Genomic DNA, 15,186 nt, shown 5'->3' on the forward strand with positions numbered 1-15,186 from the left:
GGATCTTTCTGAACAGGCTCGGGTACCCCCTACGATCAGTCTGCCGGTGTCTCCCGTTGGTCCATTCCCGGGCCGAAGCGCTTCAGTTCTTCGAGGATCTCCTGCAGCTTGCCGACCGCCTCCTCCAAACCTTCCCTGATCCGAGCGAGGCCTTCGCCCGGCGCTCCTGAAGAAACCGCGTCCAGCGCCGCCCGGCCCTCCTCCACCAAAGGCGCCACGGCGGGGCCCTCACCCACCAGGGCCTGAATGGATGTGTCCATGGTCTGGTGCATCACCACTTGACGGGCATCCGCCAGGATGATCCGCCGAAGCTCGGGAAAATCCAGCGTCTCGGGCTTCAGAAAAACCGGCTCGGCGTAAAGGATGCTCTCCCCCAACGGGATGACCAGCAGGATCCCGCGGAAGACCTCGGAGCCCACCTGCCCCCACAACGTGAACTGCTCGGAGATCACGGCGTCGTTGTCGATGCGCGCCTCCACCTGATTCGGACCATCGACGTGGCGGCCGGTCGGAAACCGGAAGAGGAGCCTCTCCCCGTATCTATCCCCGTCGCTCCGGGCGGCGATCCAGCCGACCAGGTTGTGCCGGCTGGCCGGCGTGAAGGGCTGGATCAGCAGAAACTCCTCCTGCGCCTCCCCCGGAAGCCGCCCGACGATGTAGTAGGGTTTGAGGGCCTGCGTCTCGCCAAAGGAGGATTGCACCGGGATCGACCACTGGTCTTCCTTGTTGTAGAACACGACCGGGTCTTCCATATGGTACTGGAGCAGCATCTCCGTCTGGACGGTAAACAGATCGAGGGGGTAGCGCGTGTGCACCCGCAGATAGTCCGGCATCTCCTCGATCGGCTTGAAGAGACTGGGAAAAATCGCCTGGTAGGCACGAATCAGGGGATCGGCCGGATCCGCGACGTAGTAATCGATCGAACCATGATAGGCATCCACGACGCTCTTGACACTGTTCCGCAGGTAGTTGAACCGTCTTTCCCACGGCGTCGCGTAAGGATAACGGGTGGTGTAGGTGTAGGCATCCTGGATCCAGAAAAGCCGCCCGTCCGCGACGACGCTGTAGGCCTCCCGGTCGCGCAAAAGAAACGGCGTCACGCTCGAAAAACGCTCCTGAACGGTCCGTCGGTACTGTATCAGACTGTCCCGCTGAATCTCCCCGGATATCAGGATGTTCAGATCCATAAACTTCAGGGCATAGACAAGGCGCCGAAAAAGGGAGTCGAGCGGGACGCCGCCCTCTCCGCCATACCGCGTATAGACCGGGCCGTTCGGGCCCGGGTAGTTGAACTCCTGCATCTGACTTCGCACAATCAGAAAATCCAGGCTCTGCAGGCCATAGTAGATCTCGGGTCGGGTAAGCGGGATGGTTCCGGCGGGCGGTACATCCTTGACGAAAAAGCGCGGCCGGCCGCCTGATGCCACCTCTGTCACCGGGCTTACGGCCACACCGTAGCCGTGGGTGAACTGGAGATGCCGATTTACCCACCGTTGGGCCTCCTCGGGCAGCTTCTCGGCCGAAAGCTCCCGGGTCGCCAGCATCACCTGCCGGAGGCCATCCTGGACCGTGTAGCGGTCGGTGTGCACCGCTAGAAAATCGTAGTAGAGGCGGAAAAACTGGATCTGGTTGTAGCTTTGAAGCAGGGGCCCTTCGTCCCAAAGTCGCACATTGCGAAGCGTTCCCTGATTCGCGGCGACGGTGTCCGCATCGATATCGCCACGGGCGGGGTGGCTCCGCGTCTCGATCTCGGAAAGGCCGTAGGCCTGGCGTGTGAACCCGATATTGTGGGCAAGATAGGGCCTTTCGCGGGCCATTTCACTCGGTTCGACCTGGAGCCGCTGAACCAGGACAGGGATCAGATTGCCCGCCAGAAGGTTCAGGGCGACCCAGGCGCCCACGACGTATAGGAGCATCATGTTACGCTTGTAGAAGGAGGCCGCCAGGATGGCCCCTGCGCAGAGGATCGCCACGACAGTCATAAAAGCGAGTGCCGGAAGCGTGACATGGCTGGCGGTGTACCCCACACCGTAGACCGCGCCCGTCTGTGAGTACAGGAGTTCATACCGGCCGAGCCAGTGCCCGGCGGCAACGAGCAGAAACAGCAAGGACCCGAGGGCCGCGAGATGTCTCTTGGGCACTCCTGCGATAGCGAAACGCTCACCTCGAAGCGGGGCTGCCACGTAGTAGAATGCAAGGCATAGGAAAAGCGTTGCGGCGACCAGGGTTACGCACCAGGAGCGGACAAAGGCCAGTGCCGGTAGGCTGAAGATGTAGAACGACAAATCCTTCCCGAAAATCGGGTCGATCTGCTCGAAGGGCTGGCCATTCATAAAAAGCAGCATCGTTTCCCATCTGGAAGCAGGCCGTGCACCGAGGAGCAGAGCGCCCAGAACCACGATCACGACAGCGCTCAGGAGGAAGAGTTTTCGTGCGGAGTTCTGAACCCCCGAAGGCAGTTTCGCGTTCGGGCCGGGCAGCAGGCGCCCGGCGATCCGGTAGGCTGCAAACAGGTTGAGGGCTGCAAAGGCGGCAAACAGAACCGCCCCGCTCAGAAAAAGCGCCACCCGGGAAGACAGAACCTTCATCAGAACGGATCGATAGCCGAGATCGTCGAACCAGAGAAGATCTGTATAAAAAGAAAGGCCCCAGGCGAGCGCCCGCAGCAAAAAAACCACCCCGAGGATCAGAAGAATCCAATAGAGGATACGACGAAACTTCGCGAAATCCAGATCTTCGATCCGGATCTGGGGCATCTCCCCCGTTGGATTCTCAGGCCCAAAAAAGTTTTTCATAGATCGTGTCCATCCTGAAATGATGATCGAGGAAAAGCGCGCTGCCAATCCGGAAATAAAGCGGTTTCCGAACTCGTTTCCATCCGGAAATGGTCTTTTTGACCAATCTCGGCGTCAATCTGCACGTTTGCTTGTCCGGCGACCACCAGGTCGCCTCCGCACAAACGCTTGATTGCCTCGATATTGGCCAAACCGGAACCCGCCGCGGAGCGGTGGGACCGAGCGGCGAAGCGGTGAAGAAAAACCCTCATTTCCGGATTGGAAACTGGGTTCTATAGGGAAATCATTTTCCGGATGGATACGAATCCGGTAAATTTATGTCGCCCAGGGGGGCTTTTTCCGGAAGCTGCAGGTGAAACATCTCGACGCAGGCTTGCCCTGCGCCACCCCCACGACGTGCAGAGCAGTGCTCGTCCCCGAAACCATCGCACAACCGGAGCAAAGAGTCAACCGCCCTGCGTCCCCTTCCCTTCAGGACACCCTTCAATCCCCCAGCCCGCTGAACAAACAGAGGCCCGCCGCCGGGGATTCTTTCATCGGACCTGGCAAAGACGTATTGACCGGGAGAACTGCGGCGGGTAAAGTCAGAATACGGACATCGTCCTATGAAAGAACCATCTGCGACCGAAAGAAAGGGGTGTGCCCATGGAAAAGACCAAAGTGAAAGACCTGATGAGGCCTATCAGCGATTTCCCGAGCATATCGAGCCAGGCTACGTTGATGGAAGCGGTCGACGCGCTCGAGAAGGCGGACGGGGAATTCCGGGCCGGAAAGGCCCCGCAGAGGATCCTGCTGGTTTACGACAAGACGGGAAAAATCATCGGCAAGATGTCCCCGATGGATGTAGTGCAGGGGTTGGAGCCGAGGTACGACAAGATCGACCGGCTGAAGGGCATCCCCCGCTTCGGCCTCGCGGACTCCATGTTCGAAATGATGAAGGAAGAGCTTCGCCTGTGGCAGAAACCTTTGTCGGAACTGTGCAAGAAGGCCTATCAAATCAAGATCGAAAACTTCATCACCCTCCCGACCGCCGACCACATGGTGAAGGCCGATGACACAATGGACACGGCTTTTCACCTGTTTGTCGTCGGACGGCACGACTCGCTCTTCGTCAAGGACGGCGAGGATATCGTAGGTCTGATCCGTTTTTCGGACGTCTACCGCAAGATCAAAGAGACGATGCGGGCGTGCCCTGCACCGGCATGAGGCCGAGAAGGCACGTTGCGAAGCAGGAAGCACGGCCCGTCCGCTGCCTGCGGCAAACGCCCCGGGAAGGTTGCGCCTTAAGGTAGACACCTCCCGGGGATCATTTCCTATTGCCCAGGCGCCTGAACATCAGCCGGGTGACAGTCTGGAACCGGATGCGGAAACACGGGATCGAAAAGGACCGGTTCCGGGGGCCGGCCTTCGGGACCGGTTAGATCGAAGAAAACATGGGTTCGGCCCGGCTTCGGGGGGGGATGGCTTTCACCTACAAAGACCGGACGGCCGGCGCATCAATAAAACGGCATCTTGTCCCAGAACTGCTTGTCCCCCTTTTGCCAGTCCTTGCCGAACCTCTTTTCGCAGAAATCCGCCATTCTCTCGAACCAGCGCGACCAAGGGTGCCGCCCCTTTTCCTTTGCCTCCAGGATGTCCTCGAGAAACTCCGCGATGTGAAGCATTTCATCCTTGGGTACGTACGAGGCCGCCCCTCCCTTGAAGGACTTCTTGATGTCACCGGGACTGATGGCATGCGCCGTCAGCATGACCGCTGTGATGTTCCGTTTGCTGGCGATCTCGAGCAGATCGTATCCGGCGACCCCCATGATATCCAGGATCGTCATATCGAACGGCTGCGACTCGAGCAGGTCGCGCGCCTCCTCGAAACGCGTCGCCTTGGTCAGTTCGCACATCGACAGGAGGTCGGCCAAGGTCTCCAGTACGTCCGGTTCATCATCCACGATAAGGATTCTTTTTCCGCTCAGCCTTGATCTTTCACTCATGACCAACCCCTTTGCACTTGTCATGGAAATCGACATTGTCTGCTAAAACCGCATGCCTCGACTCCCTCGGGAAGAAATTCATACCATCTGCCCTGGACTTGAGACAGGGCGCGCCGATCCCTCAAAACCAGGCCAAACAACGATCAAAAGTGCAGCAGCCTGCGTGCTACAACACTACAGGGCGCCCTTCCCTGCGGACCTTCCCGAAGCCGCGGAACAACCTGCAAGGCTGCTCCGGGCCGGGACCGGAAATGGTTTCTCAATACATCAACCGCGGCAGGATCATGATGATCTGCGGGAAGATGGTCATGAGAATGATGGCCGCAACAATCGCGAACAGGAAGGGAATCGTTCCCTTGAAAATCGACTCGAGTTTGATCTTCCCTACAACGCTCTGGGCCACCCCGTAAACGACGTAGACGTTGATGCCGACAGGGGGCGTGATCACCCCGATCTGTGTGATCAGCACGATGATGATCCCAAACCAGATGGGATCGTAACCGAGGTCGATCAGCACCGGATAGAATATCGGGATCGTCAGCATCACGAGTGCCAGCGCGTCCATGATGCACCCTCCCACGAAATAGACCGCTACGATCGCCGCCAGGATGAGGAACGGCGGCAGATCGAAGCCGCCCACCCAGCTCGCGATGTTGTAGGGGATGCGAGTGACCGCCAGAAACTTGCCGAACACCACCGCCCCGGTCACCAGGAACATGACCATACAGCTCGTCCGCAAGGTCTCGTAAAGCGATTTGACGAAACCCGCCCAGCTCAGCTGCCGCCGGACCACCGAAACCGCAAGGACCGCAAAGGCCCCGACCGCCGCTGCCTCCGTCGGCGTGAAGATCCCCAGGAAAAGCCCGCCCATCACGACGATGAAGATGAACAGCGTGTCGCCCATGTTCGAGAGCGAGCGTATCTTCTGGCTCCAGGTGGATGTTTCGCCCCGCGGGCCCTGCCCGGGTTTGATGAGGCAATAGACGTAAATACAGGCGATGAACAGGAGCGTCACCACGATCGATGGGATGATCCCGGCAACGAAAAGGGCGCCGATCGACTGCTCCGTCAGGATGCCATAGACGATCAGGACCACGCTCGGCGGCATGATCATCCCGAGCCCGCCCCCGGAGGCGACCGAGCCTGTTGCCAGCTCATCGCCGTAAAGATACCGGCGCATCTCGGGCAGCCCCACCGTAGCGAGCGTCGCAGCTGTGGCCGGGCTCGAACCGCAGACCGCGCCAAAGGCGGTGCAGGCCACTACGGTCGCCATGGCCAGGCCGCCGCGCGTGCTGCCGAGAAACTTGTTGGCCGTGTCGTACATCCGTCTTCCGATCCCGCTGTTGAAAGCGAACTGCCCCATCAGGATGAAGAGCGGAATGGTCGTCAAACCATAGGAGGAGAAGGACTCGTAGATCGCGCGCGAGAGCAGATTGAGCCCCCCGATCCCGGAGACCATGTAGGAGAAACCGGCAAACCCCACCAGGGCCATGACGTAGGCCACGGGCATACGGGTCATGAAGAGAAACAGCATGATCAGGATGCCGATCGTTCCAATCAGTGCGGGACTCATGATTCCCCCCTCAATCGACTGACGCACCGGACAATATCCCGGATCAGGACCAGGGTCAGGACCAGGAACGCGAAGGCGACCACGTAGATGATGGAGTATTCCGGGAAGCGGAGATTCATGGACACCTGACCGCTGGCCTTCATCACCTGGGCGTAATTGACCATCCTCCAGGCGACGATGGCAAAGAGCACCAGAGAGAGGAGGGTCGTGAAAAGACCGACGACCGCCTGGATCCTCGGCGATACGCTCCGGATAAAGAGCTCCACACCGATATGACCATCCACACTGTGGGTGTAGGGGAGCGCCAGGGCCACGGTGAGCGTCGCCATAAAACCGACCAGCTCGACAGAGCCGAGGACCGGATGTCCGAAAAAGCGCCCGACGACGTCCACACAGGTCATCAGCATCATCCCGGTCAGCGTGATCGCCCCGAGGGCATTGAGCTTATGGACCATCCATTCGAGAATACGGCTCAGAAATGACATAGAACAATCCCCTTACGGGGAAGGCCCCGTGTGAGAGACCTTCCCCGTGCGCCGGGAGGCGCACTTCAATCGATCGTTCGAGGTTCAGGGCCCAGGTATCACGGCTGCTCCTTTTCGAGCCTCTTAGTGATGAAGTCCACGATTTCCTGGCCTTTGAAGCCTTTCTGGTCCAACTCCTTCACGTAGCCGTCGATGATGGGCTGCACACCCGCCTTCCACCTGGCCGCCTCTTTGGCGTCGAGGCCGATCATCTGGCCGCCCTGGTTCAGCAGGTACCGGAGGCCTTCCATGTCACTCGTATCCCATGCCTCGGCGTGCTTGACCACCCATTCGGCGTTGATCTCTTCGATGATCTTCTGGTTCTCCGGCGAGATCTCGGCCCACTTGTCCTTGTTCATCACGACGAAAAAGGAGGTTGTATACGCAGAGGTGAAACTGGCCGTACAGTAGTCCACTACCTCGCCGAGCTTCCATCCCTTGTTGGACTCGAGCGGATAGACGCCCCCGTCCACCACGCCTTTCTGGAGCATCTCGTAGGTCTCGGGCATGGGCTTCGGGACCGGGGTGCCTCCCAAGGCCTTGACGACATCCGCGCTGGTCCCATGGGCCCTGAATTTCAACCCCTTCATGTCCTCGAGCTTCCGGACCGCCTTGCCTTTGGTATGGACCAGGCCCGGGCCGTGTGCATGCAGGAACATCACCTTCGTATCCTGGAGTTCCACCGGGTTGAATTTCTCGAGGACGGCGTTGATGACAGCGGTCGCCGCCCGTCCGCTCATATACCCGAGGGGAAGGTCGACGGCGGACATGACAGGAAAACGCCCGCGCGTGTATGCCAGGACCGAGAACCCGATGTCGGAGATATGCTGCACCACGCCGTCATAGCACTGATCGGCCTTGGTAAGGCTCTGGCCGGGGTAATACTGGACCTTGACCTCGCCGTTGGTCCGCTTTTCGACCTCCTGGCTCCATTGTTCGGCAAGGATGGACTGGATGTGGGTGGGGGGGAAGAAACAGCTATAAGTGAGGGTGGTGGCTGCGGAAGAACCCGGGACAGCTGAAAAGGACATTACAAACAGCGCCACGCCTAGAAAGGCGGAGATGACGAACCCTTTTTCGCTCATTTTGACCTTCTCCTTTCCTCTGACGGTTAAGAAACAGTGTGACTGAACCTACAGCCTGTACCTTATCCCGAAAGGCCTGCCTCCGATCACCTCCTTTCCTCTCCACAGTGGACATGGTCCACCTGAAATTCAAATTCGCCGCCGGCGCGGGGGCCGCCCAGGATGGCAGCGGCCCCGGCCCCCAACGCTCCAAATTCCCTGTTCTATTCCACCTGCTGGATGCCCTCGAGCTTCCAGAAGGAAGCGGGCTTCGAGTCCTCGCGGCTGAAATGCCAGATCTCACGCACATCCTCGGCCGTATCACGCTTCGGCTCTTCCCTGAGGAGAACCTTGAAAAGGACGGTTGCCACAGTCCTCCCGTCTTTCTGTTCGACGCTCATCATCTCGGCGTCCAAGGTCACGATTTCCGTATTGCCTGGTTCGGGGTCATCCTTGGCCTGGCGGTTGATCTCCTCCCAGACCTCAGGCGAGGTGAACTCACGGATGTCTTCCATATCACGCCTGTCCCAGGAAGACTGAAGCCTCACAAAGGCCGCGCGGGCGCCTTTCAAAAATTCTTCCTCATCGAAGCCCGAAGGCAGAGGAACTGCCGCCGCCTGGCTCTCACTGTAAACCGCCCCAGGCTGCGGCGCCGCATAGGGGGCAGCAGACGCCCGCCCGTACGACGATGCCCCTGCCGCTGCAGTCGCCGCCCTTCGGGCACTCAGAAAACGGAACAGCAGAAAGATACCCCCGCCGATAATCAGCAGATCCAACATCCCGAAGCCGCCCGCGTGCCCTCCTCCGAAAAGGAGCGACCCGATCATGCTCCCCATCAACACGCCGCCGAGCATCCCGCCGAAGCCGCCCAGAAGCCCCGGACGCCGCCCGCTTTGATCGGGGGTGCTCTTCTGTCCCTGAGAAGGCTGGTCCGCACTCCGCTGCGGGCTCGAGGGGCTGGGGGCTGCCCTGTTGTATTGCGGCCGGCTCCCGAAGGATTTTCCGCCCCCCATCCGGCGGGCGTCGGCCGTCTCCGCCAGGCACCAGCATATCCCCATCAACGCGATCGACAGCCATATCATGGTCCTTTTTCTCATGTCATCACACCTTCACCCGTCAAAGAGTCAACACCAAAAGGATATACACCGAGATTCGCACTTTTCATCAAAGCCCCCTGCCTGAGCTTCCCATGGGGAGCCGCTGCCGCTCCGACTGGGCCCCTCCCCCCTGAAAAACATAACATTCACGGTCTTCAGCCGGTCGCGGATGCGACCGGCCGCAGTACGGAGCGCTGTTCCACAGTTTGCATTCATCAGAGAAACCGCCCGGAAAGGTGGACCGATCCTACTTGAACCGGCCGAATTCAGGCTGCCGCTTCGCAGTAGGCGCGGTAGGTCGCCGCGATGCCTTCTCTCAGACCGATCGAAGGCTGCCAGCCCATGGTCCGGAGCCGCGATACATCCAGAAGCTTGCGAGGGGTCCCGTCGGGCTTCGACGTGTCCCAGACGATCTCCCCGGCGTAGCCGACCACCTCCGCCGTTATCCTTGCCAGTTCGGCAATCGTCAGATCTTCTCCCGAACCCACATTGATGTGGGAAAGCATCGGTTCGGTGAAGCGGGCGTACCTGTCGTCTTCGAGCGACATGATAAATACGGAGGCCGCAGCCATGTCATCCACGTGCAGAAACTCGCGGTAGGCGCCCCCGGTACCCCAGAGGAGCAGACGCGGCGTCCGCCCGCCAACGGCCCCGAAGCCGAGATTTTCGCGCACGTCTTCCGGGATGGGTCCGTGCAGCGCTTCGTCCCTGCGCACGGCATCCCAATCCTCTTTGGACGCAAGCCTGGCCAGGTGGCACTTACGAATCAGCGCCGGGAGAACATGCGAGGTCCGGAGATCATAGTTGTCATAGGGTCCGTAAAGGTTGGTGGGCATCACCGAGCGGAACTTCGTGCCGTACTGCCGGTTGTAGGATTCGCAGAGTTTGATGCCCGTAATCTTGGCGATGGCGTACGGTTCATTCGTCGGCTCGAGGGGGCCGCTCAGCAGACACGACTCCTGCATGGGCTGAGCGGCCAGTTTCGGGTAGATGCAGGAGCTGCCGAGGAAGAGGAGCCTTTCGACCCCCGCACGCCAGGCCTCGTGGATGACGTTGGCCTCGATCATGATGTTCTGATAAATGAACTCGGCCGGATAGGCGTTGTTGGCCCAGATGCCACCGACCCGCGCGGCGGCGAGAATCACCTGATCGAGCCGTTCGGAGGCGAAAAAGGCCCGTACGGCCTGCTGATCGATCAGATCGAGATCCGCGTGGGCTCGTGTAATAATGTTCGTATACCCTTCAGATTGCAGCCTGCGCAGGATCGCCGACCCCACCATTCCCCGGTGCCCCGCCAAGAAGATACGTGCCGATTTCACCATCGTTCAGTCCTCATGAAGACCCCCGGACAGGGTGCCCCAAAAGGCGTGCGCTGGACTGCAAAATTCCTCGCCCACGGAAAGCCGTTTGCCCGGCTTCTCGGCCGGCCATCTGATATCCCATCCGGGCTGGCGCCCGTATCCGCCCGCCTACTGCAACCACTTCACCCCTCCGATTCCGCCGGTTTAGCTCTGGAAACGCCGTAGTAATCCCTGTACCAGTCGATGAACCGCGAGACGCCGTCCTCGATCGAGGTCTGCGGTCTGAAGCCCACCGTCTTGAAAAGGTCATCGATATCTGCGTAGGTCGCCGGCACATCTCCCGGCTGAAGGGGGAGGAAGGTTTTCTCGGCCTTTTTCCCCAGCTTGGTTTCGATAGCGCCGATGAAATCCATCAGGGCAACGGGTTGACTGTTGCCGATATTGTAGAGCCGATAGGGAGCCGGGCTCGAACCCGGATCCGGGGCGGCGCCCGACCAGAGCGGATCCGCAGCGGGGATCGCGTCGAGCAGCCTCGCCACGCCCTCCACGATGTCATCGATGTAGGTGAAATCCCGCTTCATATGTCCGTGGTTGAAGACGTTGATCGGCTTCCCTTCGAGGATTGCCCTGGTAAAGAGAAAAAGCGCCATGTCCGGCCGCCCCCAGGGCCCGTAGACCGTGAAAAACCGCAGGCCTACGGCGGGCAGGTTATAGAGGTAGCTGTAGGTGTGCGCCATCAGCTCGTTCGCTTTCTTGCTCGCCGCATACAGGCTGATGGGGTGGTCCACGTTGTCGTGGACCGAGAAGGGCATGCGGGTGTTGAGCCCGTAAACGGAGCTGCTCGACGCGAAAAGAAGCTGCGGCACGCCGCTGTGGCGGCAGCCTTCAAGGAGGTTCAGAAATCCGAGGACGTTGCTTTCGATGTAGGCGTGCGGGTTTTCCAGACTGTGGCGCACCCCTGCCTGGGCCGCTAAATTGACCACTCTCTCGAAGGACTGAGCCTTGAAAAGACGCTCCATGCCTTTACGGTCCGCGAGATCGAGCTTCTTGAAGCTGAAAGCCTCCCAGGACTTCAAAAGCTTCAGGCGGTCTTCTTTCAGTTTGGGGTCGTAATAGACATTCAGGTTATCCAGCCCCGTTACGTTGTGGCCCAGTTCGAGCAGCCGTTTGCTCAGGTGGAAACCGATGAAGCCGGCCGCCCCCGTTACTAGAATCTGCATGATGGATTTCCTTTCCGCGTCTGCGGGCAAAGCATTCCTGAAAATGAAGAGGGCCTCAGGAAGCAGGCCTGTTCCTGACGGAGTCCTTGATCCGCTTGACGTGCCCCCTTCCGAGTCCCTTCACCTCGCAGCCGAGTTCGAAGTAGCGGCGGATGGCGGCGTCATCCAGGATGCCGAAGCAGTCGATCACGGCCGCCGGCCGCCCGATCATCTCGACCATACGATCGGGGTCCAGGTGGAGATAGGCCTTGTGGCGGACCGCCAGGATGACGGCGTCGGCGCCGGCAAGCACCTCCGCGAGATCGTCGTGCACCCGGGTCTCGGTCAAGCGCTCCTGGTTGCGGAAAAAGCGCGACCAGGACTGGCCCGGCGCCGGGTAGGTTTCCTGCTTCTCGAGCTCCCACCAGTGTTTGACATAGGGGTCGTGCACGCTCAGCTCGGCCCCCATCTCCGTCAACTTACGCACCACCATTTCGGAGCCGCTGTAGCGCGTGTCGCCCACGTCTTCCCGATAGGAAGCACCGAGCAGCGCGATCTTGGAGGCCGCCACGATGCGCCCCATGTTTCTGAGGGCGTCCCGGGTGATCCGAGCCACATGCAGCGCACGCGTGTCGTTGATATCGATAGCGAGCGGAGTGATCTTGAAGATGTCGTCCTCGAACCCCATCAGGGTGTGATAAGCCCAGACCCCCAGACCGCCGTCCTTGGGCAGGCAGTAACCGCCGATGCCGGGCCCGGGAAAAATGATGTTGGAATGGGTCGGACGCACCTTGATGGCCTGGATCACCTTGGTCAGGTCGACGCCGTTGCGCTCGGCAAAGAGGCTCCACTCGTTCAGAAACCCGAGGATCGTCGCCCGATAGGCGTTCTCGACGATCTTGCAGGTCTCGCTCTCGATCGGACGGTCGAGGACCGTCAGCGGGAACCGCTCGACATTGATGACTCGCGTCAGAAACCGTTCCACTCCCTCTCGCGCCGTCTCGTTGATGCCGCTGCACACGCGCCAGAAATCCCGGATCGAAGCCACGTATTCTCGCCCCGGCATGACCCGCTCGAAGGAATGCGCGAGAAGAGGCTCCCGATCCTTGAAGCCACGCCTGTCGAAGGCCTTCTTGATGATGGGGTAGGCGATGTATTCCGTGGTCCCCGGCGGGACGGTCGTCTCGATCAGGACGAGGCATTCGGGCGCGATCAGCTGTCCGATCACCCTCAGGCTGTCCTCCAGCGCGGCGATCTCCGCGTAGCCCTGCCGGACTTCACCCAGCGCCTCCTTGCGGTAATCGCACTGCACGTCGACCACGACGATGTCCGCCAAGGCCAGCGCCTCGTAGCTGAAGGTAGCGGTCAGGGTCCTTTTTTTCTTGACGCACCGCTCGATCAGCGGCGCGACCTCCGGATCCTCGGCCTCGACCGGCGCAACCCCCCGGTTGAGATAGGGGATCTTCCAGTAGCTGCGGGGAGACGGACGCTGCATCCCGATCACGAAAAAACAGGACTCCCCCGTTTCGCGGTCTACCGAGTCGGCGACGACGCCCGCCATGACCGCGCCCACAAACCCCACGCCCATCACCACGACGATCTGCCGGCCCTTTTCACGTTCCAGGGCGGCGCACTCCCTCAGGCGCAAGGCCTCACGTTCATAGTCTTCCGGGCCCGGAAGCGGAAATTGTTCCCCGGCCGGGCAGACAGAAAAAGCGATTTCTTCCGATAACTTCGTCACGTATCTCTCCTGACGGGCACCGGCTTCGATGCGCGCCTCCGCCGCCCGACGCCGCTCCTTCAAAAAAGGTCCCTCAAGTCAAGCCATGAATAACCGTCGTTCCCCGCATGCCTGTTCATATTTTGGACAGATGAACGCCGCAGTTTGATTCATAGACACCCGGATCGGCGATGTCAAGGAGTTTCAGAACTTCAAATCTTCTTTTCCATCTTGGCCCAACTGTCGCGCAAGGTAGCCGTCCGATTGAAGACCAATCTGCCAGGCCGCGAATCCCGAGCGTCGAGACAGAAATACCCCTGGCGCTCGAACTGATAATGCCTGTCCTCCGTGGTCTGGGCCAGGGTCGGCTCCACCAGACACTCAGAGAGCACAGACAGGGACTGCGGATTCAGATGTTCCATGAAACCCCCGCCCCCCTTGGCCTCATCCGGATCCGGAACCGTGAAGAGATGCTCGTAGAGGCGGACCTCCGCCGGTATCGCATGCCGCGCCGACACCCAATGGATGGTCCCTTTGACCTTCCGGCCGTCGGGTGCCGCCCCTCCCCGCGTCTCGGGGTCATAGGTGCAGCGAAGCTCTCGAACCTCACCCCTTTCGTCCTTCACGCAATGGGTGCAGGTAATGAAATACCCGTAGCGCAGGCGCACCTCACGCCCGGGCGCAAGCCGAAAATACTTGCGCGGCGGGTCTTCACGGAAATCGTCCCGTTCGATGTAAAGCTCCCGCGAAAAAGGCACCAGCCGGATACCGGCTGAAGGATCCTCCGGATTGTTGACGGCCTCGAGCTCCTCGACCCGGTCATCCGGGTAGTTTTCGATCACGACCCTGAGCGGGTTCAAGACCCCCATGACGCGCGAGGCCCTAAGGTTGAGGTCCTCCCGTAGGCAGTGTTCGAGGAGGGCGATATCGACCGTGCTGTCGCGCTTCGCCACACCGATCCGCTCGCAGAAGGCGCGGATCGATTCCGGCGTGTAGCCGCGGCGGCGCAGCCCTGAAATGGTGGGCATACGGGGGTCGCTCCAGCCGTCCACAACACCCTCCTGAACCAGCTTGAGCAGTTTGCGCTTGCTCATGACCGTGAAGCTCAGATTGAGCCTGGCAAATTCGATCTGCTGCGGGTGATACACCTCGAGTTGGTCCAGGAACCAGTCGTAGAGCGGACGGTGATCCTCGAATTCGAGGGTGCAGATCGAGTGGGTAATTCCCTCGATGGAATCCGAGAGACAGTGGGCGAAATCGTACATGGGATAGATACACCACTTATCGCCCGTGCGGTGATGATGCGCGTGAAGGATGCGGTAAACGACCGGGTCCCGCAGATTGATGTTGGGCGAGGCCATATCGATCTTCGCCCGGAGCACATGGCTCCCGTCGGGGAATTCACCCGCCCGCATGCGTCTGAAGAGATCGAGATTCTCCTCGACCGGCCGCCCCCGGTAAGGGCTCTCCGTGCCCGGTTCTGTGAGGGTCCCTCGGCTTTGACGGATTGCTTCGGCGCTCTGGCTGTCTATGTAGGCCTTGCCTTTGCGGATGAGCGCCACGGCGTAGTCGAAGAGGGTCTCGAAATAGTCCGACGCGTAGTATTTCCGGTCGCCCCAGTCGAAGCCGAGCCAGCGGACGTCCTCCTGGATCGACCCTACGTATTCCGTTTCTTCCTTGGTCGGGTTGGTGTCGTCGAAGCGGAGATTGCACAGGCCGCCGAATTCCGCCGCGATCCCGAAATTCAGACAGATGGATTTGGCGTGCCCGATGTGGAGATACCCGTTTGGCTCAGGCGGAAAGCGCGTGTGGACCCGCCCCTGAAACCTGCCGGTCCTGTTGTGCTCGTGGATGGTGCGGCGGATGAAGTCCTGCCCCTGAGCGGTCGACTCCGTGGTCATGGTGTAAAGCGTCCTCCTCGATTATGC

At 60.2% G+C, this 15,186-nt stretch carries 12 protein-coding genes; 2 read left to right on the forward strand and 10 right to left on the reverse strand.

All coding sequences use genetic code 11. From position 1 onward, the window contains the following. Nucleotides 1-35 precede the first annotated feature (35 nt). Nucleotides 36-2,795 carry a UPF0182 family membrane protein gene (locus ACZ500_RS06045; RefSeq protein WP_464231614.1) on the reverse strand — a complete coding sequence of 920 codons (2,760 nt, stop codon included), beginning with the start codon at nucleotides 2,793-2,795 and terminating at the stop codon, nucleotides 36-38. A gap of 89 nt (nucleotides 2,796-2,884) precedes the next feature. On the opposite strand from ACZ500_RS06045, the gene ACZ500_RS06050 reads away from it, so the two are divergent. Together ACZ500_RS06050 and ACZ500_RS06055 are read left to right on the forward strand one after the other, a co-directional pair. Continuing rightward, complete coding sequence (locus tag ACZ500_RS06050) at nucleotides 2,885-3,073, forward strand: hypothetical protein (protein WP_464231615.1); 189 nt, start codon at nucleotides 2,885-2,887, stop codon at nucleotides 3,071-3,073. A gap of 367 nt (nucleotides 3,074-3,440) precedes the next feature. Beyond that, nucleotides 3,441-4,001 carry a CBS domain-containing protein gene (locus tag ACZ500_RS06055; RefSeq protein WP_464231616.1) on the forward strand — a complete coding sequence of 187 codons (561 nt, stop codon included), beginning with the start codon at nucleotides 3,441-3,443 and terminating at the stop codon, nucleotides 3,999-4,001. Between the two features lie 290 nt (nucleotides 4,002-4,291). Here ACZ500_RS06055 and ACZ500_RS06060 read toward each other — a convergent pair whose 3' ends face one another. From ACZ500_RS06060 to ACZ500_RS06100, 9 genes are all read right to left on the reverse strand, one after another. Then, a complete protein-coding gene (locus ACZ500_RS06060; RefSeq protein WP_464231617.1) occupies nucleotides 4,292-4,780 on the reverse strand; it encodes a response regulator in 489 nt (162 codons plus the stop codon). A 259-nt stretch (nucleotides 4,781-5,039) separates the two neighbouring features. Further along, nucleotides 5,040-6,353, reverse strand: a complete 1,314-nt coding sequence (locus ACZ500_RS06065; protein ID WP_464231618.1) for a TRAP transporter large permease — start codon at nucleotides 6,351-6,353, stop codon at nucleotides 5,040-5,042. Further along, the gene (locus ACZ500_RS06070) at nucleotides 6,350-6,838 is read right to left on the reverse strand and encodes a TRAP transporter small permease (protein WP_464231619.1); all 489 of its coding nucleotides are present in this window, start codon (nucleotides 6,836-6,838) and stop codon (nucleotides 6,350-6,352) included. Before ACZ500_RS06070 ends, ACZ500_RS06065 begins: the two co-directional genes overlap by 4 nt. Before the next feature lie 98 nt (nucleotides 6,839-6,936). Then, nucleotides 6,937-7,962: a TRAP transporter substrate-binding protein gene (locus ACZ500_RS06075; protein ID WP_464231620.1), complete on the reverse strand. Its 1,026-nt coding sequence runs from the start codon at nucleotides 7,960-7,962 to the stop codon at nucleotides 6,937-6,939. Nucleotides 7,963-8,165: 203 nt separating this feature from the next. Next, complete coding sequence (locus ACZ500_RS06080; protein WP_464231621.1) at nucleotides 8,166-9,038, reverse strand: Tim44 domain-containing protein; 873 nt, start codon at nucleotides 9,036-9,038, stop codon at nucleotides 8,166-8,168. Nucleotides 9,039-9,304: 266 nt separating this feature from the next. Next, a complete protein-coding gene (locus ACZ500_RS06085; protein ID WP_464231622.1) occupies nucleotides 9,305-10,360 on the reverse strand; it encodes a GDP-L-fucose synthase family protein in 1,056 nt (351 codons plus the stop codon). 161 nt (nucleotides 10,361-10,521) lie between these two features. Further along, nucleotides 10,522-11,559, reverse strand: a complete 1,038-nt coding sequence (locus tag ACZ500_RS06090; protein ID WP_464231623.1) for an NAD-dependent epimerase — start codon at nucleotides 11,557-11,559, stop codon at nucleotides 10,522-10,524. Nucleotides 11,560-11,614: 55 nt separating this feature from the next. After that, complete coding sequence (locus ACZ500_RS06095) at nucleotides 11,615-13,258, reverse strand: nucleotide sugar dehydrogenase (RefSeq protein ID WP_464233006.1); 1,644 nt, start codon at nucleotides 13,256-13,258, stop codon at nucleotides 11,615-11,617. 212 nt (nucleotides 13,259-13,470) lie between these two features. Further along, nucleotides 13,471-15,159 carry a glutamine--tRNA ligase/YqeY domain fusion protein gene (locus ACZ500_RS06100; protein WP_464231624.1) on the reverse strand — a complete coding sequence of 563 codons (1,689 nt, stop codon included), beginning with the start codon at nucleotides 15,157-15,159 and terminating at the stop codon, nucleotides 13,471-13,473. Between the last annotated feature and the right edge of the window lie 27 nt (nucleotides 15,160-15,186).

The organism is Desulfatiglans parachlorophenolica, from assembly GCF_055394735.1.

Coding starts and splice junctions, on each gene's coding strand:
- ACZ500_RS06075 (WP_464231620.1), bottom strand. CDS start 7,962: ATGAGCGAAAAAGGGTTCGTCATCTCCGCCTTTCTAGGCGTGGCGCTG.
- ACZ500_RS06045 (WP_464231614.1), bottom strand. CDS start 2,795: ATGAAAAACTTTTTTGGGCCTGAGAATCCAACGGGGGAGATGCCCCAG.
- ACZ500_RS06090 (WP_464231623.1), bottom strand. CDS start 11,559: ATGCAGATTCTAGTAACGGGGGCGGCCGGCTTCATCGGTTTCCACCTG.
- ACZ500_RS06100 (WP_464231624.1), bottom strand. CDS start 15,159: ATGACCACGGAGTCGACCGCTCAGGGGCAGGACTTCATCCGCCGCACC.
- ACZ500_RS06085 (WP_464231622.1), bottom strand. CDS start 10,360: ATGGTGAAATCGGCACGTATCTTCTTGGCGGGGCACCGGGGAATGGTG.
- ACZ500_RS06050 (WP_464231615.1), top strand. CDS start 2,885: ATGGTCTTTTTGACCAATCTCGGCGTCAATCTGCACGTTTGCTTGTCC.
- ACZ500_RS06065 (WP_464231618.1), bottom strand. CDS start 6,353: ATGAGTCCCGCACTGATTGGAACGATCGGCATCCTGATCATGCTGTTT.
- ACZ500_RS06080 (WP_464231621.1), bottom strand. CDS start 9,038: ATGAGAAAAAGGACCATGATATGGCTGTCGATCGCGTTGATGGGGATA.
- ACZ500_RS06060 (WP_464231617.1), bottom strand. CDS start 4,780: ATGAGTGAAAGATCAAGGCTGAGCGGAAAAAGAATCCTTATCGTGGAT.
- ACZ500_RS06055 (WP_464231616.1), top strand. CDS start 3,441: ATGGAAAAGACCAAAGTGAAAGACCTGATGAGGCCTATCAGCGATTTC.
- ACZ500_RS06070 (WP_464231619.1), bottom strand. CDS start 6,838: ATGTCATTTCTGAGCCGTATTCTCGAATGGATGGTCCATAAGCTCAAT.